The 22,036-nt window shown below is 72.5% G+C and carries 18 protein-coding genes; 9 read left to right on the top strand and 9 right to left on the bottom strand.

The window, feature by feature from the left end:
• Positions 1–6: 6 nt before the first annotated feature.
• Positions 7–915 carry a polysaccharide deacetylase family protein gene (locus tag OG737_RS28030; protein ID WP_328928995.1) on the bottom strand — a complete coding sequence of 303 codons (909 nt, stop codon included), beginning with the start codon at positions 913–915 and terminating at the stop codon, positions 7–9.
• A gap of 70 nt (positions 916–985) precedes the next feature.
• Entirely contained in the window at positions 986–4,300 is a 3,315-nt protein-coding gene (gene lysX, locus OG737_RS28025; protein ID WP_405677314.1) for a bifunctional lysylphosphatidylglycerol synthetase/lysine--tRNA ligase LysX, read from the bottom strand.
• Between the two features lie 60 nt (positions 4,301–4,360).
• Here lysX and OG737_RS28020 point away from each other — a divergent pair, with 60 nt between their 5' ends.
• From OG737_RS28020 to OG737_RS28010, 3 genes are all read left to right on the top strand, one after another.
• Positions 4,361–4,822, top strand: a complete 462-nt coding sequence (locus OG737_RS28020; RefSeq protein ID WP_405677316.1) for a universal stress protein — start codon at positions 4,361–4,363, stop codon at positions 4,820–4,822.
• A gap of 114 nt (positions 4,823–4,936) precedes the next feature.
• The gene (locus OG737_RS28015; protein WP_405677318.1) at positions 4,937–6,988 is read left to right on the top strand and encodes a protein kinase domain-containing protein; all 2,052 of its coding nucleotides are present in this window, start codon (positions 4,937–4,939) and stop codon (positions 6,986–6,988) included.
• 18 nt (positions 6,989–7,006) lie between these two features.
• Positions 7,007–9,199 (top strand): PQQ-binding-like beta-propeller repeat protein, encoded by a 2,193-nt coding sequence (locus tag OG737_RS28010; protein WP_405922118.1) that lies wholly within the window; start codon positions 7,007–7,009, stop codon positions 9,197–9,199.
• Positions 9,200–9,215: 16 nt separating this feature from the next.
• On the opposite strand, the gene OG737_RS28005 is transcribed toward OG737_RS28010, so the two are convergent.
• On the bottom strand, positions 9,216–10,412 hold the full coding sequence (locus OG737_RS28005) for a CapA family protein (RefSeq protein WP_405677322.1): 1,197 nt from the start codon (positions 10,410–10,412) through the stop codon (positions 9,216–9,218).
• Between the two features lie 337 nt (positions 10,413–10,749).
• On the opposite strand from OG737_RS28005, the gene OG737_RS28000 reads away from it, so the two are divergent.
• On the top strand, positions 10,750–11,289 hold the full coding sequence (locus tag OG737_RS28000) for a sigma-70 family RNA polymerase sigma factor (RefSeq protein ID WP_405677324.1): 540 nt from the start codon (positions 10,750–10,752) through the stop codon (positions 11,287–11,289).
• A 195-nt stretch (positions 11,290–11,484) separates the two neighbouring features.
• On the top strand, positions 11,485–11,985 hold the full coding sequence (locus tag OG737_RS27995) for a hypothetical protein (protein ID WP_328928988.1): 501 nt from the start codon (positions 11,485–11,487) through the stop codon (positions 11,983–11,985).
• 7 nt (positions 11,986–11,992) lie between these two features.
• On the opposite strand, the gene OG737_RS27990 is transcribed toward OG737_RS27995, so the two are convergent.
• The 4 genes from OG737_RS27990 to OG737_RS27975 all read right to left on the bottom strand — a co-directional run bounded on the left by OG737_RS27990 (position 11,993) and on the right by OG737_RS27975 (position 16,862).
• Entirely contained in the window at positions 11,993–12,397 is a 405-nt protein-coding gene (locus tag OG737_RS27990; RefSeq protein ID WP_405677326.1) for a hypothetical protein, read from the bottom strand.
• 26 nt (positions 12,398–12,423) lie between these two features.
• A complete protein-coding gene (locus OG737_RS27985; RefSeq protein ID WP_328928986.1) occupies positions 12,424–13,284 on the bottom strand; it encodes a DNA-formamidopyrimidine glycosylase family protein in 861 nt (286 codons plus the stop codon).
• Positions 13,285–13,366: 82 nt separating this feature from the next.
• Complete coding sequence (locus OG737_RS27980; protein ID WP_328928985.1) at positions 13,367–15,430, bottom strand: SpoIIE family protein phosphatase; 2,064 nt, start codon at positions 15,428–15,430, stop codon at positions 13,367–13,369.
• 7 nt (positions 15,431–15,437) lie between these two features.
• Entirely contained in the window at positions 15,438–16,862 is a 1,425-nt protein-coding gene (locus OG737_RS27975; RefSeq protein WP_405677329.1) for a DUF6777 domain-containing protein, read from the bottom strand.
• Positions 16,863–17,025: 163 nt separating this feature from the next.
• Between OG737_RS27975 and OG737_RS27970 the strand changes: the two genes are divergently transcribed.
• The 3 genes from OG737_RS27970 to OG737_RS27960 are packed head-to-tail and all read left to right on the top strand — an operon-like array spanning position 17,026 to position 19,855.
• Complete coding sequence (locus tag OG737_RS27970) at positions 17,026–17,856, top strand: YndJ family protein (RefSeq protein WP_328928983.1); 831 nt, start codon at positions 17,026–17,028, stop codon at positions 17,854–17,856.
• Positions 17,853–18,395, top strand: a complete 543-nt coding sequence (locus OG737_RS27965) for a DUF1990 domain-containing protein (protein ID WP_328928982.1) — start codon at positions 17,853–17,855, stop codon at positions 18,393–18,395. Before OG737_RS27970 ends, OG737_RS27965 begins: the two co-directional genes overlap by 4 nt.
• Before the next feature lie 20 nt (positions 18,396–18,415).
• A complete protein-coding gene (locus OG737_RS27960) occupies positions 18,416–19,855 on the top strand; it encodes a lipase maturation factor family protein (protein WP_405677331.1) in 1,440 nt (479 codons plus the stop codon).
• Here OG737_RS27960 and OG737_RS27955 read toward each other — a convergent pair.
• A complete protein-coding gene (locus OG737_RS27955; RefSeq protein WP_328928980.1) occupies positions 19,841–20,824 on the bottom strand; it encodes an NAD-dependent epimerase/dehydratase family protein in 984 nt (327 codons plus the stop codon). The genes OG737_RS27960 and OG737_RS27955 overlap by 15 nt on opposite strands.
• A gap of 204 nt (positions 20,825–21,028) precedes the next feature.
• Positions 21,029–21,202 carry a hypothetical protein gene (locus tag OG737_RS27950; protein WP_328928979.1) on the bottom strand — a complete coding sequence of 58 codons (174 nt, stop codon included), beginning with the start codon at positions 21,200–21,202 and terminating at the stop codon, positions 21,029–21,031.
• A 340-nt stretch (positions 21,203–21,542) separates the two neighbouring features.
• Between OG737_RS27950 and OG737_RS27945 the strand changes: the two genes are divergently transcribed.
• Positions 21,543–22,031 (top strand): hypothetical protein, encoded by a 489-nt coding sequence (locus OG737_RS27945; protein ID WP_328928978.1) that lies wholly within the window; start codon positions 21,543–21,545, stop codon positions 22,029–22,031.
• The last annotated feature ends 5 nt before the right edge of the window (positions 22,032–22,036 follow it).

The raw sequence follows: 22,036 nt of genomic DNA, 5'->3' as shown, positions 1-22,036 counted from the left end.
CCGCGCTCAGCGGGGCGGCAGCGTCGGCAGGGTCATCCGGTAGCCGCGCGCGAGCAGTTGGGGCAGGTACGAGGAGATCGCCTGGACGCTCTGCGAGCGGTTGCCGCCCGCGTCGTGCGACAGGACGATCACGCCGGGCCCGGCGCCCGACAGGACCCGGGAGACGATCGTGGCGGTCCCCGGTTCCTTCCAGTCCAGGGTGTCGACGGTCCAGGCGAGCGGCTCCATGCCGAGCTCGGCCCCGATCTCGAAGGCGGCCCGGTTCCACGCCCCGTACGGCGCCCGGAACCACACGGGCGCCTCGCCCACGGCCTTCTGTACGACCTCACTCGTGCGGCCGATCTCGGAGACGAGGGCGGGCCGGCTGAGCTTGGGGATGAGCGGGTGGGTCCAGGTGTGGTTGCCGATGACGTGGCCCTCGGCGACCATCCGGCGCAGCAGGCCCGGGTTCTCGGCGGCCATCTCCCCGCAGACGAAGAACACGGCGCGCACCCCGTACCGGGCGAGGGTGTCGAGGATCCCCGGCGTGTAGCGGGGGTCGGGCCCGTCGTCGAAGGTGAGCAGCATCGAGTTCGCCGTGGCCGCGTGGGGCGGGAGTTCGAGGATGGGGCGCGTCCGTACGGCGGGCTTCGCGACGGGCGGGCGGACGGGGGCCTCGGCGGTCATCGGCCGCAGCCGGTAGGACTTCTCCAGTCTCGCTTCGGCGTTCAGTCCGGGAGGTCCCACCGCGGGATGCGGCCCCGGCCCGGCCGCGGGTCCGGGCATGGTCGCAGGTCCGGGCACGGACGCGGGGCCGGCGCCCGGAGTAGGGGTCTCGCCGCCCATGTCGATCAGCCCGGCGGCGGACGCGACTCCGAGGAAGACGGCGGTGCGCAGGAGCGCGCGCCGCCCTACTGTCGGCTCGTCATTTTTCATTATTACTACGTATCAACGACATCGCCGCGGATGTCGAGAGGCGCGGACGCGCCTCCTCCCCCTCACCCGATCAGCCGCGCCGTACCAGGGGGAAGGGGAGCGTCTCGCGGATCGTGAGCCCCGTGAGGAACATGACGAGACGGTCCACACCGATGCCCAGACCACCGGTCGGCGGCATCGCGTACTCCAGCGCGTCCAGGAAGTCGTTGTCGAGCTCCATCGCCTCCGGGTCGCCGCCCGCCGCGAGCAGGGACTGCGCGGTGAGCCGGCGCCGCTGCTCGACGGGGTCGGTCAGCTCCGAGTAGGCGGTGCCCAGTTCCGTGCCGAAGGCGACCAGGTCCCACCGCTCGGCGAGCCGCGGGTCCTCGCGGTGCTGGCGGGTGAGCGGCGAGACGTCGGTCGGGAAGTCCTTGTAGAAGGTGGGCAGCTGGGTCCGCTCCTCCACCAGCCGCTCGTACATCTCCAGGACCACGTCACCGCGGGTGTCCTCGGGGGCGTGCGGGACGGCCGCCCGGTCGCACAGCCGGCGCAGGACCTGCTCCTCGGTGTCGGCGTCGACCTCCTCTCCGAGGGCCTCGCTGATCGCCCCGTACATAGTCTTCACCGGCCAGGACCCCGAGATGTCGTGGACGACGAGCTTCCCGTCCGGCCCCGCCTTGTGCGCGACGGGCGAGCCGAAGGCGGCGGTGGCGGCGCCCTGGATCAGCTCGCGCGTGAGGTCGAGCATGACGTCGTAGTCGGCGAAGGCCTGGTAGGCCTCCAGCATCGTGAACTCGGGGTTGTGCTTGTAGGAGACGCCTTCGTTGCGGAAGGTGCGGCCCATCTCGAAGACCTTCTCCATGCCGCCGACGCACAGCCGCTTGAGGTACAGCTCGGGCGCGATGCGCAGGTACAGGTCGAGGTCGTAGGCGTTGATGTGGGTACGGAAGGGGCGGGCGTTGGCGCCGCCGTGGATCTGCTGGAGCATCGGGGTCTCGACCTCCAGATAGCCGCGCTCCAGGAGCCCCTGGCGCAGGGCCTGCACCGCGTTGGAACGGGCCCGTACGACGTCGCGCGCTTCGGGGCTCGCGACGAGGTCGAGGTAGCGGCGCCGGACGCGGGCCTCCGGGTCGGCAAGTCCCTTGCGCTTGTCGGGGAGGGGCCGCAGGCACTTGCCGATGAGCTCCCAGGACCGGACGACGAGGGACGGTTCTCCGGACTTGCTGGTGCCCGCCTGGCCGCTCGCGACCACCTGGTCGCCGAAGTCGACCTGGGAGGTGAAGGAGTCCAGTACGCCGGCCCCGGCCTCGTCGCGGGTGAACATCAGCTGTATGTCCCCGGACCAGTCGCGCAGGACGGCGAAGACGACGCCGCCGAGGTCGCGTACGAGCATGACCCGTCCGGCGAGGGTGGCCTGTTCGCCGGAGCGGGTGCCGGGCGGGTGGCCGGGGTGCGCGGCCTTCAGTTCGGCCCGCAGCTCGGCCACCGTGTGGGTGCGGCCGGGGATGCCGACGGGGTAGGGGTCGGTGCCGGCGGCCCTGATGCGCTCCAGCTTGTCGTGGCGCACGCGCACCTGCTCGGGCAGCCGCTCGGCGGGGGCGCCCACGCCCTCCTCCCTCACGGCGTCGAGGTTCATGGAGGCGATGGAGGGCAGCCCCTCGGTGGTGGCGGGGTTGGTGAGGCCCTTGGGGTGGCCGTTGCCCCACAGGGTGCGCAGGCTGGGTACGGAGACGAAGCCCTCGGCGATGCCGGAGGCGAGGCTGACCCGGGCGAGCGAGCCGGCGTCCTGGTAGCAGAGGAACCGGGGGTACCACTCGGGGCCGTATTTGACGTTCGAGCGGTACAGCGCCTCCAGCTGCCACCAGCGGGAGAAGAAGAGCAGCAGCCTGCGCCACAGTTTGAGGACGGGGCCGGCGCCGATCCGGCCGCCTTCCTCGAACGCGGAGCGGAAGACGGCGAAGTTGAGGGAGATCCGGCGCACGCCCAGGCCCGGCGCGGCGGCGCAGAGCTGGGCGACCATGAATTCCATGATCCCGTTGGGGGCGGTGCGGTCGCGGCGCATCAGGTCCAGGGAGATGCCGTCCTTGCCCCAGGGGACGAAGGAGAGCAGGGCGATCAGCTCGCCGTCGGCGTCGAAGGCCTCGACCAGCAGGCAGTCCCCGTCGGCCCGGTCGCCGAGGCGGTCGAGGGCCATGGAGAAGCCGCGTTCGGTCTCGGTGTCGCGCCATTTGTCGGCGCTCTCCACGATCCTCTGCATCTCGTCCTGGGAAAGGGCGGAGTGGCGCCGGATCACGGTGGTGGCACGGGTGCGCTTGACGCGGTTGACGGCCTGGCGGGTGACGCGCATGTCACGGCCGTCGAGGTCGAAGTGGGCGACGTGGAGGATGGCCTCGTCGCCGAGCTGGAGCGCGCTGAGTCCGGAGCGTGCGTAGGCGGTGGCGCCGTCCTCGGAGGCGCCCATGACGGCGGGCTGCCAGCCGTACCGGCGGGCGACGGCCAGCCAGGCGTCGACGGCCGGGGTCCAGGCGGCGGGGTCGCCCACCGGGTCGCCGCTGGCGAGGCAGACTCCGGCTTCGACGCGGTAGGTGACGGCGGCCTTGCCGTTGGGGGCGAACACGACGGCCTTGTCGCGCCGGGTGGCGAAGTAGCCGAGGGAGTCGTTACGGCCGTAGGCGCCGAGCAGGGCGCGGATGCGGGGCTCCTCGTCCCCGTGCAGGGCTGCGGTCAGGCGCTGGGAACGGAACAGGGTCATGGCGGCGTTCAGCAGGGCGACGGCGCCGAAGAGGCCGAGCAGGAAGTACAGGGGACGGGGCGGCCGGCCGTCGAACTGGCGGGCCGAGAAGAGGCCGCCGAAGACCTGCTTGGCGGCCCAGTCCAGCCACTGGCCCTTGGGCAGGGTGCCGGGGAACAGGGCGACGAGCCCCCAGCCCAGCAGCACGGCGGCGAGCATGCCGAGCCCGAGCACGATCATGGCCCGCCACAGGGCCCCGGGCCGGGAGGCCGCGTAGAACTCGTCCCGGGCGGCGATCAGCACGGCCATGGCGGCGACGGCGAGAGCCATGGAGGGGACGCCGATCCAGTAGTCGCCGATGGCCATGTCCAGCACGTCGTCGAGCATCAGCAGGGCCAGATAGGTGACGACGATCCACCAGGCGACCTTCTTGCGGGTGCCGAGGGCCGCCGCGAGCAGGAAGAGGAAGACGGCGTAGGCGAGGTTCGCGCTGACCGGGACGACGATGAGGTCGATGAAGCGCACGACGTGCCGCAGCAGACGCCGGAGCGTCGGGGAGAGCGCCAGCAGAGCGCACAGCAGACCGAGCGCTCCGAAGAACGCCCCGAATCCGTCCGGCACCCGGTTCAGGAAGCGGTTCCGGGTTCCGCGCGTGTCCTCCACGGTGGCACTCATGGTTCGCACTGTAGGGAGGGCGGCAGCGGTCCGCGCGCCGAGCCGGATAGCCTCGGGAGGGTGACTGAGCACGTGAACACGGGATTCGAACGCGGTACCGACGGCCCGAAGGTGATCCTCGCCGGGGTCGACGGATCGGAGTCCTCGATGCGGGCGGCGGCCTACGCGGCGGGGCTGGCCAGGCGGCAGAACGCACTGCTGGCGCTGGTGTACGTCCAGCCGGTGATGCCGGCCGGCGCCTCGCTGGGCGCGCCGGTGGCCGACACCACCGGGGAGATCGCAGAGGGTCTCGTCGCCGACATCCGCGAGGCGGCGGAACGCCTCAAGGGCATCTACGAGGTGCGCTGGCAGTTCCACACCTTCCGCGGCGACCCGTACGCGGGCCTGGTGAGCGCGGCGGAGGAGCTGACGGCGGACGCGGTGGTGGTCGGCGCCTCCGAACAGGCCGGCCACCGCATCGTGGGCTCGGTGGCGATCCGCCTGGTCAAGGCCGGCCGCTGGCCCGTGACCGTGGTCCCGTAGACGTCGTCACCATCCGGGTACGAACGCTCCTCTACAACTGCCCCGCACATGTGGTCTCGTGTACAACTCAGTCAGACACGGCTGAGGCGTGTCCGGCGAGGAGGGGGCAGCGGAGTGGGGGCGTTCGCACCGTTACAGGCGGGGGATCCCAGGCAGGTCGGGCGGTACCGGATCGTCGGGCGGCTGGGCCGGGGCGGGATGGGTGTGGTGTACCTGGGCCTGTCGTCCAGTGGCCGCGCGGTCGCCGTCAAGGTCGTACGGGCCGTGCTGGCAGACGACCCGGGCTTCCGGCAGCGGTTCGTCCGCGAGGTGGAGGCGGCCCGCAAGGTGACCGGGGTCTTCACCGCCGCGGTGGTGGACGCGGAGCCGGAAGGCAGGCCCGCGTGGCTGGCCACCACGTACGTACCCGGGGTGTCCCTGGAATCGGCGGTGTCCGGGTACGGCGCCTGGCCGGCGCGGTCGGTGATGGCGCTCGGCGCAGCGCTGGCGGAGGCCCTGGACGCCGTCCACGGCGCCGATCTGGTGCACCGCGATCTCAAGCCGTCGAACGTCCTGCTGGCCGCGGACGGCCCTCGCGTGATCGACTTCGGCATCTCGCTGGCGGCCGAGGCCACCAAGCTCACCGAGAGCGGGGTGGTGATCGGCACGCCGGGCTTCATCTCGCCCGAGCAGCTGGTGCACGACACGGCCTCGGCCGCGAGCGACGTGTTCGCCCTCGGCGCCATCCTGGTCTACACGGCGACCGGCTCCACCCCGTTCGGAAGCGGTCACGGGCATGCCCTGAACTACCGTGTGGCTCACTTGGACCCGGACCTTACCGGGCTGCCGCCCGAACTCTCGGACGTCGTCGAGCGCTGCCTGGACAAGGATCCGGCCCGCCGGCCCACCGTGCCGCACCTGGTGGAGGAACTGGCCCGGGTGTCGGAAGCTGAGGGGGCCGACGGCCTGTTCACCGAGGCCGACTGGCTGCCCGGGCCGGTCGCCGCGGAGATCATCCGCGTGCGGGACGAACCGCTGCCCCCGCTCCCGCCGCCTTCCGACTCCGACTCCGACTCCGGAGGCGGCAGCCGAGCCACCCGGCGGCGGATCCTGACGGGGCTCGCGGGCGCCGGGCTCGTCACCCTCGTCGCCATGACGGCGCTCCTCTCCGGCGGCCCGCCCGGCGACGACGGGCGGGACGATGCGCCCCGGCGGGCACCGGCGAGGAGAGAACTGTGGTCCTACGCCTTGGGTGAAGGCACGACGCTGTCCATGGTGGTGGACGGCGTCGTGTACCTCGACGGCAAGGACACCGTCCAGGCGCTGGCCGCCGGCAGCGGCAAGGAGTTGTGGAACCGGCGCGGCCCGAGTGACTTCATCACCGTACTGGGGGCCTCCGACGGGATGGCCTACTACGGTGACAAGGAGTACGTGTACGCCCTGAAGGCCGACAGCGGAAGCGAACTCTGGAAGATCAAGGACGGCGGCGCTCATCCGACGCCCAGAGGAGTCGGCGGCAAAACCTATCTGAGCCACGCCGCGAGCCTGTACGCGTTGGAGTCGGCCACCGGGCAGTCGATCTGGACGAAGAAGTTCGACGCTTCCCTGCGGGACGCCTGGACCATTACCGAAAAGGTCGTCTACCTCACGCGACACGACGACACCCTGCGCGCGGTGAGCACCGGGACGGGCGACACGTCGTGGGAGTTCAAGGCGGGCAGTGAGATCACGTCGTCCCCCGTCGTCGCGGGCGGATCCGTCTACTTCGGCAGCAAGGACGGAACCCTGCACGCGGTGGACACCGCAACCGGCCGGGAGACCTGGAGAGCCCGCTTCGACGGGGAGTTGTGGGATCCGGCCGTGGCGGGCGGGGCGGGGGATCCGATCGTCGCCGACGGCGTGGTCTATTTCGAGAACGACGGATACGTGTGCGCCTTCACCGCAGACACCGGAAGGCCACTGTGGCGGTACAAGCCGGGCAAGAAGGATGTGGAGCTGCTGTCCGTCGCGGGCGGCATCGTCCAGTTCGTCGACAACGGAAGGTACGGCCGCACCGTGCACTCCCTGGACGCCGACAGCGGCGCATTCCTGTGGGACGAGGGCCTGGGCGTGAACGCGACCGTCGCGGGCGGCACGCTCTACTTCGAGGATGCCGGGCGTCTGCACGCCGTCTCGGCCACCGGCTGAGTGGGGGGAGGGGGCGGGGTGGGAGCGTTCGAACCGCCGGAGGCGGAAGATCCGAGGCAGGTCGGGCGGTACCGCATCATCGGTCGCCTGGGCCGGGGCGGGATGGGCGACGTCTATCTGGGCCGGTCACCGGGCGGCCGCGCCGTGGCGGTGAAGGTCGTGCGGGCCGAGCTCGCGGAGGATCCCGTCTTCCGGCGCCGGTTCGTCCGCGAGGTGGAGGCGGCCCGCAAAGTGACGGGGTTCTTCACCGCTGCCGTGGTCGACGCCGATCCGGAGGGCACACCGCCGTGGTTGGCCACCCAGTACGTACCGGGGATGTCCCTGACGACAGCGGTGTCCGCGTACGGCCCCTGGCGGGCGAGCTCGGTCCTGGCTCTGGGGGCGGCTCTGGCCGAGGCGCTGGAGGCCGTGCACGGCGCCGATCTGGTGCACCGCGATCTCAAGCCGTCGAACGTCCTGCTTGCCGCGGATGGCCCTCGCGTGATCGACTTCGGCATCTCGCTGGCGGCCGAGGCCACCAAGCTCACCCGGACCGGGGCGACGCTCGGCACCCCCGGCTTCATGTCGCCCGAGCAGCTGGCGGGCCGCGAGATCGGGGCCGCAAGCGACGTGTTCGCCCTCGGTGCCGTCCTGGCCTACACGGCGACCGGGTCGGGCCCGTTCGGATCCGGCTCGGCCCACGCCGTCAACTACCGGGCGGCCCACGGGGAAGCGGACCTGACCGGCCTGCCATCCGAGCTGGCCGGCGTGGTGGGCCGGTGTCTGGCCAAGGATCCGGCTCGACGACCCAAGGTGCCGCAGCTGGTGGAGGAGCTGGGCCGGGCGTCGCAGAGGGCGCGGGCCGCCGGCGCGTCCACGTCGGTCGACTGGCTGCCGGGGCAGGTGACGGCCGAGATCACCCGGGTGGAGGCCCAATCACTGATCGCGCCCACGGGACACGCCACGGTCGAAGGTCCTCCCCCCACCGCGTTCGCGACGTCGCAGCTCCTGGCAGGACCGGCGGATCAGCCCCCGCCGCCCGGGTCCGAAGCCGGCGGGCGGAGTCGACGGTTCACACGGGGCCGGGCTCTGGCGGTGCTCGCGGTCATCGCCGTCCTGGTCGCCGCCGTCGTCACCGCGATGCTCCTCCCGGACCGGGGACCGGGCGCCCCCCGGGCCGAGCAGCCCGCGGCACCGGTGCTCAAGCAGCTCTGGGCCGACGGGCACGGCGCGACCTCGCCACCGGTGGTCAGGAACGGAACGGTCCACGCGGGCAGCGGCGGCACCGTCTACGCCCTGGACGCCGGCACCGGCGCAACCCGGTGGAAGTACGACCGGACGGTGGGCGGCGTGGGCCCCCTGACCGTCACCGACCAGGGGGTCTATTTCAGCGGTTCCCGCTCGTCATCCCCTGACGACGAGAGCCACCGCGTCTACGCCGTGAACGCCGACACCGGCGCCCGCTTGTGGGAGTTCACACCCGACGAGGTGGTGGGTTCCGCCGTGCTCGTGGAGGGTGGGATCGCCTACTTCCACACCATGAAGCTCGGCAACGGAAGCACGGGCAGCACCCTGTACGCGGTGGATGCCGCCACCGGCGAGTTGGTGTGGAGCCACGGCACCGCGTTTGAGACCTCACTGGCCGTCGACGACGGGGTGGTCTACTACGGGGCCTTCGACGTGAAGGGCTCCTATGTCCACGCCCTCGACGCCGCCACGGGGAGGGAGCTGTGGAACGTTCAGGTCATCGAAGGCGTCCAGGGGAGGATGAGTCCGCTCACCCTGGCCGACCGGGTCGTCTACTACGGCGCCCAGGGCCACTTGTACGCCCTGGACGCCGGCACCGGCAGCCTGCGGTGGAAGACCCGGACCGATCTCCCCGACTACCCGGAACCGCAGAAGCCGGTCGTGGCAGCCGGTGTCGTCTACCTCGGCGTGAACGACGAGAGCGAAGGGGGGTACGGCAAAGTGGTCGCAGCCGACGCCGCATCCGGCAAGGTGCTGTGGAGCCGTCGACTGCCCCATGGGGATGCGCCGCCCGCGGTCGTGGCCGGAACCGTGTACATCAGTACCGACTCCGGAGACCTCCACCTCCTGGACGCCGGGGACGGCCGCTCATTGGGGCAGGTGCACCTGGCCGATCGCGCCGACCCGAAGGTGACCGTCACCGACAACACGGCCTACTTCGACGGCGGTGACGGCCGCCTGCACGCGGCCACGATCACCCGCTGAGCTCACGACCCGCAGGCTACTCGGCCATCGTGAGGCCGTCCTTGGCCGCGCCACGGCCGAGGACGGCCTCGCTGATCTCGTCCCGGGCGGTCTCGTAGTCACTCTGGTCGGGATCCTTGGCCAGAGCGGCGGGCAGGTTGACTACCCGGCCGATGGACAGGTCCATCATCTGCGGCACGAACTGGGCCTTGGTGACCTGCCAGCGCTGTCCGGCGGCGGCCGGCGGGGCGAAGGTGAAGCGGCCGATCGAACCGTAGTTGCCGCGCATGTCCCGCGCGCCCGAATAGTTGAACATCTCGCCGGCGACCTGGTCGCCCATGCCGTAGATGATCCAGGTCCCGTTGACCTTCTCGTACGCCTGCGGGATGTGCGCGTGCGTGCCCAGGATCATGTCGATGTCCGGGCGGCCGCCGGTCTGCGAGGCGGTCAGCGCCTTGCCGAGGGAGAGCTGCTTCTCGTCCGGGTCGGTCTGCCACTCCGTGCCCCAGTGGAGGCTGACCAGGACCACGTCGGCGCCCGCCTTCCGGGCCGCCCGCGCATCCGCGACGATCTTGTCCTGCTCCATCAGCTTGACCGCCCACGGCTGTCCCTGCGGCAGCGGGTACCCGTTGGTGTCGTAGGTGTACGCGAGGTGCGCGACCTTCGCGGAGCCCGCCGTGTACGTGGTCACCGTGGCCGCCTCGGCCGCCGTACGGGCCGAACCGGCGTGCTTCAGACCGACCTTGTCGAACCGGTCCAGCGTGCGGCGCAGCCCGTCGGCCCCGTCGTCCAGGGTGTGGTTCGAGGCCGTGGAGCAGCCGTCGTATCCGGTGTCCTTCAGCGCGTCGGCCACGCTCGGCGGGGAGACGAAGGCCGGATAGCCGGAGAAGGGCCCGTCCTCCTCCCCGTAGATGGTCTCCATGTGGCAGAGGGCCAGGTCGGCCCCGGAGACCACGGACTTGACCCCGGAGAACATCGGCTTGAAGTCGTGCCCGTCGCCGCCCGCGTCGTTCGCCGCCCGCTGGATGACCGAGGTGTGCGGCAGCACGTCGCCGCTCGCGACCAGTGTGAAGCCCTTGGCCGCGGGAGCCCCGGCGGCGGTGGAGGCGGCGGCCGGTCCGCCGGAGTCCGCGAGGCGGGCCGGCGTCGATCCCCCCGCGGCCGAACAGCCCGCGGCCGCCGACAGCAGCAGCGCCGAGAGGAGGGCGACGGCCTGCCGGGTGCGCTTGGTCATCTATCCCAGCTCCCATTAGTACGACTATCGGACTCACAGGTAATCCACCTAACGGGACGTCATAAGTCAAGGAACGGATCCGTCCGCCGGACACGAGCCCACTCCGATGGCCGCGGCCGACGACCGCCGCCCATGGCCGCTGCGGGGGGCCTCTGCCGACGGCCGGTGCCGTTCGCCGCGCCGTTCGACCGTTCACCGCCCCGCGCGGCCGCCCACCGGATGACGCGGGCGCTTGGGCGCACCGCCGGGGCCTGACGGTTCCCGGTGGGCTCCGTGCAGGTCAGGGTGGATGTGTCGCCCTCCCGACAGACCTCCATCGCCCTGGAAGGAGCCCCTCGTGCCGCTCTCCCCCACCCTCCGGCGTACCGATCCCGACGCACTGGCCGAACTCCAGCGCGACCACGGGCGGGCCCTGTTCGGCTTCCTGGTCGGGCTCACCGCCGGGGACGCCCAGCGCGCGGAGGACCTCGTACAGGAGACCCTCGTACGGGTCTGGCAGCATCCGGAGGTCCTGTCGAGCGGGCACGAGTCCATGCGGCCCTGGCTGTTCACGGTCGCCCGGCGGCTCGCGATCGACGCGCGGCGGGCCCGGCTGTCACGGCCGCAGGAGGTGGACCCGGAGGGGCTGGAGCAGGCGCCCGCTCCCGAGGACGCGGTGGCCGGGTCGGTCACGGCGATCGACGTCCGCCGGGCCGTCGGGTGCCTGGGCCAGGAGCACCGCGAGGTACTGATGCAGGTCTACTTCCAGGACCGGTCGGTGGCCGAGGCCGCCGCCGAGCTGGGGATCCCGGCCGGGACCGTCAAATCCCGTACGTACTACGCCCTGCGCGCCCTGCGGAAGGACCTCCAGGGGTACGGATACGGCCTCGGCGCCTGAGCTCCGGGGACCGCGGCAACAGATCGGGGACCGCCTCGTAGCGCCACGGACCGGACAGAAAGCGCATGGAATGAGGCATTAGACCGTTCAAGTTGAGTAAACACGTCCCGCTCCGTCAGCCACTCGGTGAAGGCTCAGGGCAGACGGCGGGACGCTCGATGCGCGGGAGAAGGTGGAACGGTGCAGCCCGAGGGTATGAACGGCACCAGTGACGGCGGGCTCGCGGTGCCCATGGCTTGGCTCTACGCCGAGTACATCGCAGACGAACTGCTGCGCACGGGCCGGCTGATCCCGGTCAGCACCCTGGAGTTCCGGGCGGGGCGGGACACGCTCGCGCTGACCATCTACCTCTCGGACGCGGCCGGGGAGCTCTCCGGGATCCGGGTGGTCTCCCAGCTCGACGAGTGGCTCTCGCTGACGGCGTACGGCCACCCCTGGCGCGACTGGGTGCACACCCGCTTCCTCGCACTGGGCGAGGAGGCCCGGGAGCGCGGCCGCGCCGAGGAGCCCGATCTGGAACTGGCCCGGGCGGCCTGGCGCTGGCTGGACCGCACGGAACTGTTCGCCACCAACCTCGACCCCGGACGGCACGACCACGCCGACACCCCGCCGGGACTGGACGAGAACGCGCGGGTGTGGACCCCGGCCTGGCAGCTCGGCCTGCCGCTGGGCCACCTGGCGATGCACCTGTTCTGAAAGGTGCCTACTCCGGTCGGCGGGGGCCCGGCGGCGCCTCGGCCGGATCCATCACGAGCCCGGTGAAATCCGCCTCGTTGCGTTCGGCCCGGGTGACGTAGCGGCGGGCGATCAGCCACATCACCGGGTACACCGCCAGGCCGAGGGCCACCCACACCAGCGGCCCCGACGCGGTGAGCGGCAGCACCAACACCAGCGGCAGCGTCCCGACGAGCAGCGCCAGCGCGGCCAGCGCGCCGATCCCGGCCCGCAGCTGACTGCGCATGAGGGCCCGTACGTACGTCGCGCCGAGGGTGGTCTGCTCGGAGATCTCCGAGCGGGCGGGGGTGTGCGCGGGCGGTCGGCGGCGGGCGCCCCGGGGCACTCCGGTGACGATCTCGCGCCGGGGCGGCGACTGCTGCTCCTCGGCCATGGCGTGGGAGTCTACGCAGCGCCCGGCTATTTGAGGAGGCGGGAGAGCCGCCGGTCGGCCAGCGGCTTGCCGCCGGTCTGGCACGTGGGGCAGTACTCGAGCGAGGAGTCGGCGAAGGACACCGAGCGCACGGTGTCCCCGCACACCGGACACGGCTCCCCGGCCCGGCCGTGCACCCGCAGCCCGCTCTTCTTCTCGGCCTTGAGCTGTCCGGCCGCCACCCCGTGCGTCCGCTCGACGGCCTCGCGCAGGGTGTCCCGGACGGCGGCGTGGAGGTGGGTCACCTGGTCCTCGTCGAGGGAGGCGGCCAGCTTGAACGGCGACATCTTCGCGTGGTGCAGGATCTCGTCGCTGTAGGCGTTTCCGATGCCCGCGATGACGCTCTGGTCCCGCAGCACGCCCTTGATCTGCCGCCGCTCCCCCGCCAGCAGGGCGGCGAAGGCCTCCCGGTCGAAGGACTCGGCGAGCGGGTCGGGGCCGAGCCGGGCGATCCCGGGCACCTCCTGGGGGTCCCGTACGACGTACACCGCGAGCCGTTTCTGGGTCCCCGCCTCGGTGAGGTCGAAGCCGCCACCGCCCTCCAGGACGACCCGCAGCGCCAGCGGCCCCTTGCCGGGACGCGGCGGCTGCGCGGGCAGGGTGTCCTGCCAGCGCAGCCAGCCGGCCCGGGCCAGGTGCGTGACGAGGTGGAGCTCACCGATCCGCATGGCCAGGAACTTGCCGTGGCGGGCGGTGGCCCCGGCCGTCTGCCCTTCGAGAGCGGTCAGCGGCGGGTCGTACGTCTTGAGCACGCTCACGGCGAGCGGGAGGACGCGCTCGACCACCCGTCCGGCGAGGTGTTCGTCGAGGTACTCGCGCAGGGCCTCGACCTCGGGCAGCTCCGGCATGGTCCCAGCCTGCCCCCGCCTCGGCCGAAACGCGAGGCAGCGGCGCGACGGCGGGGAACGCGATGCCGTGGCCCCGCCCCGGTCAGCCCATCACGAACTCGCACCACACGCACTTGCCGCTGCCCCGCGACTCCACGCCCCACACATCCGCCAGCCGGTCCACGAGCATCAGCCCCCGCCCGGACACCCCCGCGTCACCCGCCTCCCGGCGCCTCGGCAGCGCGCTCGACCGGTCCTCGACCTCCACCCGCAGACGCCGGTCGGTCCCGGCCAGGACCCGCAGGGTCACGATCGCCGGGCCGTCCGTGTGCATCAGGGCGTTCACGATCAGCTCGTCCGCGACGAGCTCGATCTCGTCGGCCCGCTCCCGCGCACCCCACGCGCGCACCGCCGCTCCGATCATGTGGCGCGCCGCCACCAGGGCCTCCGGATCCCCCGGTGCCACGTGCTGCCGGAGGCGGCCGCCGCCCTGCGGAGCGTCCGGCACCTCGCGGCGCAGCAGGAGCAGCGCCATGTCGTCGTCGCCGCCCCGCTCGTCCACGACGCCGCACAGCCGGTCCGCGAGGAGCTGCATGTCCGCCGGTCCGCTGCGGATCAGCGAGGTCAGGTACTGGATCCCGTCGTCGAGGTCGGCGCCGGGCTGCTCCACCAGGCCGTCCGTGCACAGCAGGATCGTTTCACCCGGGTCCAGCTCCACCGTCGTCACCGGGTACTCCAGGCGGCCGAACTCCGCCGAGAGGCCGAGCGGCATGCCGCCTCCCACCGGGAGCCGCCTGCAGTCCCCGTCCCGGGTGCGCAGCAACGGGTCGATGTGGCCCGCCCGGACCAGTTGCAGCACCCCCGTGGACAGGTCGGCCTGCACGTACGTGCACGTCGCGAAGCGGTCGGTGTCCAGTTCGTGCAGGAAGACGGAGGCCCGGGCCATGACCGTGCCCGGCGAGTGGCCCTCGGCGGCGTACGCGCGCAGCACGATCCGCAGCTGGCCCATCACCGCGGCCGCGTGCGTGTCGTGGCCCTGGACGTCGCCGATGACCGCGCCGACCCGGCCGCCCGGCATCGGGATGACGTCGTACCAGTCGCCGCCGATGTCCTGGCCCATCCGGGCGGAGCGGTACCGTACGGCGATCTCCGCGCCCGGCACCGACGGGATCCGCCTCGGCAGCATGGCCTGCTGGAGGCCTTCCGCCAGGTCGTGCTCCTGCTCCAGCAGCATGGCCCGCTGCAGGCTCTGCGCGATGCTGCTGCCGAGCGCGACGAGCAGGTTCCGCTCGTCCTGGGTGAAGCCGTCCTTGTCCTGGTAGAGGAGCCCGATCGCGCCGATGGGCCTGGCCTGGGCGATCAGCGGCAGGTACGCGGCCGCCGAGATGTCCATCGACGAGATCTTCGCCCAGAGACCAGGATAGTCCGTGGCGAACTCCTGCGCGGAGTCGAGGAAGCGCGGCTGGAGCGAGCGCACGACCTCGCTCATCGGGTACTGCTCGTCGATGCGGGTGTACCGCGTTCCGGGTACGAAGCTTCCCGTCGGCCCCTCGGCGACGAGGTGGATCCGCCCGGCCTCGACGAGGCCCATCACCATGCCCATCGAGCCGAGGCGTTCCAGCCCGTGGGCGTCGCCGAGCGCGTCGATGACGTCCTGCACGGTGCGGGCGTGGGCGAGGGCGGCGGTGGTGCTCTCGACCACCGACGTCTGGCGACGCCGCTCCTCGTCGAGGCCGAGCCGTTCCGCCGAGTGGCTGAGCTCGTCGGTCGCGTCCCGGACGATGCCGATGATCCGGTAGGGGCGCCCGTCCCGGCCGCGCATGACGCGGCCCTGGGTGTGCGTCCAGCGCAGCCGGCCGTTGTGGCAGCGGATGCGGAAGTAGGCGCCGTAGCTGTCCTCGCCGCCCTTGAGGGCGCTGGAGACGAGGGCGTCGAGCCGGGTGGCCTCGGTCGGCGGGACGCGCGGGGAGAGGGATTCGGGCCGTCCGTCGTATTCGTGAGGGGCCGTGTCGAAGACGTCGAGAGCTGCCCCGTCCAGGTGCATGAGCCCTGTGACCAGGTCCCAGTCGAAGCTGCCCATGCGGTTGAGCGCGAGCGACCGGTCCGGGTGTGCGGGCCAGTCGTCCGGCAGCGATACGGTGGTCGGCACCGATCCACCATGACACACGGGCCGGTCAGGCGCTCTCCAGCGGGGAGACCGGGTCGGAGGGCGGCGGCGCCGGGTCGGAGGGCGGCGGCTGCTGCCCGTCCGGGACGGCGCCCGGCCCGATGGGGTCGTAAGGCGGCTGCGACCGGTCGGACGGGACGTCCGTCGACGTGTCCGGGGAAACGTCCACGGGAGCGTCCGCGGGCAGATCGGACAGGGGCGGGGCGGACAGGGGCAGGTCGGACGGCTGGTCCGAGGGCGGCTGGTCGGACAGCGGCTGGTCCGACAGGGGCTGGTCGGAGAACTGCTGGTCGGACAGAGGCTGGTCCGACAGAGGCTGGTCCGACACGGGCTGGTCGGAGAACTGCTGGTCGGACAGAGGCTGGTCCGACAGAGGCTGGTCCGAGAGCTGCTGGTCGGACAGCTGCAGGTCCGACGGCTGCAGGTCCGACGGCTGCTCCTGCTGTTGCTGTTGCTGCGGCGGTACGGCCAGGCCCGGCTGCTCGGCCGGATTCTGCCCCCGCCCCTCGCCCGGCCCGGCCGGTGCTCCCGGTGACCGCGGCGGGCAGTCCTCGGCCCCGGACGCCGGGCAGGGTTCAGCGGGCCCGGCCCCGGGCGGGGTGACGGGCCCGGTGGGGATGCCGTCGGCCGGGTCGAAGTCGGGCAGCACCCGCGGAGGCCGGTCCTGGGCGCCGTCGTCGCCCCTCTTGCGTTCGATCCAGGTGTTGTCGGCGATGTTGACGATCACCAGGTTGTTGATCGCGTGGGTGGTGGGCTCGATGACCACGACCTGGTTGGGCTGGTAGCCGTTCCACGGGTCACCCTTTTGCACCGGGGAGCCCTTGGCGGCGCGGGGCGCGAGCAGCGGGTTGCCGCAGGCGCATCGGACCCGGGGCATGCCGTGCTCGTCGACGAGCACGGCGGTTCCTGCCTGGAGAACGGCCTGGAAGCTGTCGGCGCGGCCGTCGCGGAAGCCGTGGCTGGTGACCCGGGTGTCGGCGCGGAGCACCACGGGGGTGAGGCCCCGGAGGAATTCCGGGACCTTCGCCTGTTCGATGTCGGAGGCCTGGGCGAAGGCGTGCGCCTTGGCGTTGTCGGCGGTCAGATAGCGGACCTGCTGTTCCACGTCGCAGCTGCCGAGCCGTTCGGTGCCGGCGTACAGGCCGGGGGTGGCCGCGTTCACCGTGCGGATGCCCTGTCCGGTCCGGTTGGGCAGCGGCGGCTGGACGGGCGCGGACTCGGCGGTGGCCGAGGTGGCGGTGAAGGGTGCGGGACCCGCGGCGGCCACGGGCTGGAGGTGGACCTCCTGGCTCTCGGATCCCGCTGCCCCGCTGGGCTCCTCGGAGCCGCCGCACGCCGCGGCGAACAGGCCGAGGGCCGCGAACAGCGCGGCGCCGGCCGGTGCATGACGGCGCGGCGCCTGACGATGTGTCGGAGGTGTCGGTGCGTGCACGTGAATCTCCCTTTTCGCCCCGGTTGCTCCCTCTTGTCTGCCGCATCCACGGCAAGGCCGCAACCGGAGCGCTTCTTGAACATGTTCAAGGAAGCCCGTAGAGTCACGGCCATGGGTTGAACGCGTTCAAAGCGTTCGACCGCAATGGGGAGGGGAGTCCGCCGTGACGGTACTGGTGAACGTGATCGTCACCCTGGGCATGCTCTACGTGGTCCCGGCCGGACTGCGCCTGATCGGCCCGGCCGGGCTGCGCCGGACCGCCCGCCTGTGGCCATGGCCCGCCGCCCTCGGCGCGGTCTCCCTCTGGCTGCCGCGCGGAACACTCGCCACGACGCTCGCCGCGCTGTACGCCGCGGCCTGCCTGGCCCTCGCGGCGCGGGCCCCGGCCGGGCTCCTGCGCGGCCGCCCGGGCCCCGCGGACGTCGCGGTGGCCACCGCGCTGGTCGCGCCGTCGGTCGCCGGGACCGCCCTGGTCGCCGAGCGCGCCGGCCACCGGCTCTTCGGCTTCGACCTCGACATCCTGGCGCTCACCGTGCCCCACTTCCACTTCGCCGGATTCACGGCGGCCCTGGTCGCCGGGCTGGTGTGCCGGGCCGCGGCACCCGGACCGGGCGCGCGCTGGGCCGCGTACAGCGTCCCCGCGGGCACCCTGCTCGTGCTCCTCGGCTACTTCGTCGACGACTGGGCCGAACTGGCGGGCGCGGTGGTCCTGACCGGCGGAATGTGGGCCGTGGCCCTGCTGACCTGGCAGGAGATCCGCCCGGCCGCAGGAGACCGGACCACGCGTGCGCTGCTCGCCACTTCGGCCGCGGTACTGCTGGCCACCATGCTGCTCGCCCTGTGGTGGGCGGTCGGCGAGGCCACCGGCGTCGTGCACCCCACCTTGACCTGGATGGCCGCGACCCACGGCCTCGCGAACGCCCTCGGATTCGCCCTGTGCTCGGTGCTGGCCTGGCGCCGACTGACCGCAGACCGACAGGAGACCACGCCATGACCCGCCTCACCAGCGCCGGCCGGGACGCCCTCAGCTACCCCGATCGCGGCGCCACCGCCGAGCGACCGCTGCCCGCCGGATACCACCACCTGCACCACCGGGTCCGGATCGGGCACGGCCGGTCCGCCTTCGAGGCCGCCGGCGTCGCGGTGACCACCTTCCAGGCGCACCGGACCTCGGGCATGCGGATCCGCGGTGACGCCGACACGACCGGGGCCGTCCGCCCCGGCAGCCGGGTGATCGTCGGGATCGGCTTCGGTCCGCTGCGCATCGAGGCTCCGTGCGAGGTGGTCTGGACGGCGTACGAACCCGCCCGGATCGGTTTCGCGTACGGCACGCTGACGGGCCACCCGGAGTGCGGGGAGGAGTCCTTCATCGTGGACATGGACCCCGACGGCACCGTGTGGTTCACCGTGACCGCCTTCAGCCGCCCCGCCTGCTGGTACACCCGGCTCGCGGGCCCGGTGATCCCCTTCCTCCAGCTGCGCTACGCGCGCTGGCTGGGCCGCCACGTGCGCAGGCTGGCCACCGCCGCCTGACCGGTCCGATACTGGAGGCGATGGACTGGTTCACGGCGCCCGGGTACTGGCTGGGCCGGCTGGTCTTCCAGCGGGCCCTCGCCGGCGTCTACCTCTTCGCCTTCGTCGGGGCCGCCCTGCAGTTCCGGGCCCTCATCGGGGCGCGGGGCATGCTGCCCGTACCGCGCTACGTGCGGTACGTGCCCTTCCGGCGCGCCCCGAGCCTGTTCCAACTGCGCTACTCCGACCGACTGTTCGCGGCGTGCGCCTGGGCCGGGGCGGTGCTGGCCGGCGCGCTGGCCGCCGGGGCCGGGGACGAGGTGCCGCTGGGCGCGGCCATGGGGATGTGGGCCCTGCTGTGGCTGCTGTACCTCTCCATCGTGAACGTCGGGCAGACCTGGTACTCCTTCGGCTGGGAGTCGCTGCTGCTGGAGGTGGGTTTCCTCGCCGTCTTCCTGGGCAACGCGCGGGCCGGGCCACCGGTGCTGGTGCTGTGGCTACTGCGCTGGGTGCTCTTCCGGGTGGAGTTCGGAGCCGGGCTGATCAAGATCCGCGGGGACTCCTGCTGGCGCAAGCTCACCTGCCTCTACTACCACCATGAGACGCAGCCGATGCCGGGGCCGCTGAGCTGGTTCTTCCACCACCTGCCGAAACCGCTGCACCGGGTGGAGTGCGGGGCCAACCACGTGACCCAACTGGCCGTCCCGGTACTGCTGTTCACTCCGCAGCCGGTGGCCTCGTACGCCGCGGGGATCATCGTGGCGACGCAGCTGTGGCTCGTCCTGTCGGGAAATTTCGCCTGGCTGAACTGGCTGACGATCACGCTCGCCCTGTCGGCCGTGGACTTCACCGGGCTCGCGGGCGCTCCCCCGGCCCAGGCCTCGCGGGCGGCGCCGGTGTGGTTCGTGGTCCTGGTCTGCGCGGTGACCGTGCTGGTGCTGGTGCTGAGCCGTCATCCGGTGCTCAACATGGTCTCGCGCCGCCAGGTGATGAACCGCTCGTTCGACTCGCTCCACCTGGTCAATACGTACGGGGCGTTCGGGTCGGTGGGCCGGATCCGGGACGAGGTGGTGGTGGAGGGCACCGCCGACCGGGTGCCGCACGCGGACGGGGACTGGCGGGAGTACGGCTTCAAGGGGAAGCCGGGTGAACCGGGCAGGGTGCCGCGCCAGTTCGCCCCGTACCATCTGCGCCTGGACTGGCTGATGTGGTTCGCGGCGCTCTCCCCCGGCTATGCGCGGGACTGGTTCGGGCCCTTCGTGGAGCGGCTGCTGGCGGGTGACCGGGACACGCTGCGGCTGCTGCGCCACAACCCCTTCCCGGACGCCCCGCCCCGCTATGTCCGCGCCCTGCTGTACCGCTACCGGTTCACCAGCTGGCGGGAGCTGCGCGAGACGGGTGCGTGGTGGCACCGCACGCTGCTGCGCGAGTACCTGCCGCCCACCCGGCTCGCGGAAGCCGCCTGGTCAGAGCCCGAGTAGTGCCGCCTCCCGCTGCGCGTCCAGGCCCGGGGCCGGCCGGTCGGGACGCTGCGGGGCGATCCCGCCGAGGCTCTGGAGCCAGGCCCAGGTGTCGGCGACGGTCTCCTCGACCGGGCGGCACTTGAGGCCCGCGGCCAGGGCCTTGGACACGTCGCCGGCGTGCATGTAGTCGTGGGGCTCGCCCGTCCCGGTCCAGACCGGCAGCTCGGTCCAGGGCTGGACGCCGGCCTCCATGATCACGGCCGGGTCGGTCCAGCGCAGTTCGGCCGCGCCGCCGGTGGTGGCGGCGCAGGCCTCCAGGAGGCTTCCCATCGTGGCGTGCCCGGGCGCGGAGACCACGTTGTACGCGCCGCCCTGCCCGGCGGCGGCCGCGTCGAGGGTCCAGCGGGCGAGGTCGCGTACGTCGATGTACTGGAGCGGGAGTTCGCGCGGGCCGGGGGCGAGGACCGGACCGCCGCGGGCGGTGCGGTTCAGCCACCAGGGCAGTCGGCCGACGTTCTCGTACGGGCCGAGGATCAGCCCGGCGCGCGCCAGCAGCGCGCGGTCGCCGAAGGCGTCCAGGGCAGCGAGTTCGGCGCCGCGCTTGTCCTCGGCGTAGGCGATGGATCCGGCGTCGGGCGAGCCCTCCACCAGGGGACCCTCCTCGTCCAGCCCGGCCGGTGCGGGATAGGCGTGCACGGAGCGGCTGGAGACGTACGCGTACCGCCCGACCCGGTCGCGCAGCAGCCGGGCGCTGTCGCGCACGGCGGTGGGAGCACCGCCCCAGGTGTCCACGACGAGGTCCCACTCCCCCTCGGCAAGGGCGTCCAGGCCGCCGGGGGCGGTGCGGTCGCCGTGCAGGGCATCGGTGCCCGGCGGGGGCGCGTGGTGGCCGCGGTGGAAGACGGTCACCTCCCAGCCCCGGTCGAGGGCGTCCTCGGTGATCGCGCGTCCGACGAATTCGGTTCCACCCAGCATCAGTAGCTTCATGCGGCTCAGCCTGCCCGGGCGGCCGCGCGGCGGGAAGTCTTGATCGCCGTCAGCGATGACGCTCACGGCGTAGGCGGCCCGGGAACTTCCCGCGGTGCCCGGCCGGACAGGGCAGCGCCCCCGGTGCGGGTCGGCTCGGGGGCGCTCAGTACCGCTCTTCTCTTCGGACCGGCCGGCGTGGACCCTCCGGTCGCTCGGGCCGCGCTAGTCGACGCCGGGCAGGATGTGCGACTCCGCCAGGTCGTCCTCGTACCCCGCCAGCCGGATGGGGGCGGACCGCGCCCAGACTTCGAGGCTTCCGAGCTCGTCGGTCCGCGACTTGGGCCGCGACCCCGACCGCTCCAGCGACGTCGGTTCGGGCTTCGTGATTTCTGTCACCGCGCACTCCTTCGTGTCGCGCAACCCGGCAGGCGGACCGCGAGCCGGGCAAGGGCTAAAGGGTTTCCGGACGCGGTGGCGCCTTGGTGGAGCGTGGCCCGGATGGGGCCTTCTTGATGCCCCAGAGTACACATATGAGCGGGCCTCCGCTCGATAGAAAGGCAAAATCCGCGTCGCCCTCTTGTTTTCGCCGCGAGTTCAGGAAGTCTTCGACCCGCGGGTGCGACAAGCATGGTCCGCTCGACGCCGGATGCGCGCGGGGGCGACGGGGGGAGCGGCGGTGGCGAGGTCCGGAATACGGGGGTTCGAAGTGCCGTACATCTCAAGCGTTCCAGAGCTGATGGATCTTCTGCACGCCTGCCGCGACGGCCGTGGCCTGCGGACTGCGGCCCTGCTTCGCCGCGCCCACCCCTTCGACAAGGAACTCCAGACAGCGGGGCTCGTACTGGATCTCGGCGAGCTGCTCCGTCCGGGTGACGGAGTGTCCCGGACCGATCACGCTGAGGCGGTCCGCCCGCTGCTGGGCGAGCGGGTGGCCCGGCTGGTACGGCTGCACGCGCGGGCCGGGGACGAGGCGGGCCTCCGCGCCCTGACGGCGGCCGGCCCGGACGGCGAGGCGGCGGCGGACCTGCTCCAGGCACACGACACGGCCGGCGCCGCGGGCCTGGACGCGGGCGTGCTGGAGGACTGGCGGCCGGTGCTGGAGCTGGTCGCGGCGGGCGCGTACCGGGCGTCCGGGCCCGCCGGGAACGCGAACGGCCCCCTCGGGGCACCGAGGGGGCCGTCGGGTCCCAGGGGACCCAGGGGATCGGCTGTGGGACGCACGTAGGCGCC

It is taken from the genome of Streptomyces sp. NBC_00122, from assembly GCF_045160845.1.
Taxonomy (GTDB): Bacteria; Actinomycetota; Actinomycetes; order Streptomycetales; family Streptomycetaceae; genus Streptomyces.
Note: the sequence above shows the minus strand (reverse complement) of the source record. Positions and strands in the feature narration are given on the sequence as shown.

Bases quoted from the DNA above. Each gene is read 5' to 3' on its own strand.
- OG737_RS27990 (WP_405677326.1), bottom strand. From the start codon at position 12,397: ATGGCCGAGGAGCAGCAGTCGCCGCCCCGGCGCGAGATCGTCACCGGA.
- OG737_RS27995 (WP_328928988.1), top strand. From the start codon at position 11,485: ATGAACGGCACCAGTGACGGCGGGCTCGCGGTGCCCATGGCTTGGCTC.
- OG737_RS27965 (WP_328928982.1), top strand. From the start codon at position 17,853: ATGACCCGCCTCACCAGCGCCGGCCGGGACGCCCTCAGCTACCCCGAT.
- OG737_RS27945 (WP_328928978.1), top strand. From the start codon at position 21,543: ATGGATCTTCTGCACGCCTGCCGCGACGGCCGTGGCCTGCGGACTGCG.
- OG737_RS28005 (WP_405677322.1), bottom strand. From the start codon at position 10,412: ATGACCAAGCGCACCCGGCAGGCCGTCGCCCTCCTCTCGGCGCTGCTG.
- OG737_RS27955 (WP_328928980.1), bottom strand. From the start codon at position 20,824: ATGAAGCTACTGATGCTGGGTGGAACCGAATTCGTCGGACGCGCGATC.
- OG737_RS27985 (WP_328928986.1), bottom strand. From the start codon at position 13,284: ATGCCGGAGCTGCCCGAGGTCGAGGCCCTGCGCGAGTACCTCGACGAA.
- lysX (WP_405677314.1), bottom strand. From the start codon at position 4,300: ATGAGTGCCACCGTGGAGGACACGCGCGGAACCCGGAACCGCTTCCTG.
- OG737_RS27960 (WP_405677331.1), top strand. From the start codon at position 18,416: ATGGACTGGTTCACGGCGCCCGGGTACTGGCTGGGCCGGCTGGTCTTC.
- OG737_RS28030 (WP_328928995.1), bottom strand. From the start codon at position 915: ATGAAAAATGACGAGCCGACAGTAGGGCGGCGCGCGCTCCTGCGCACC.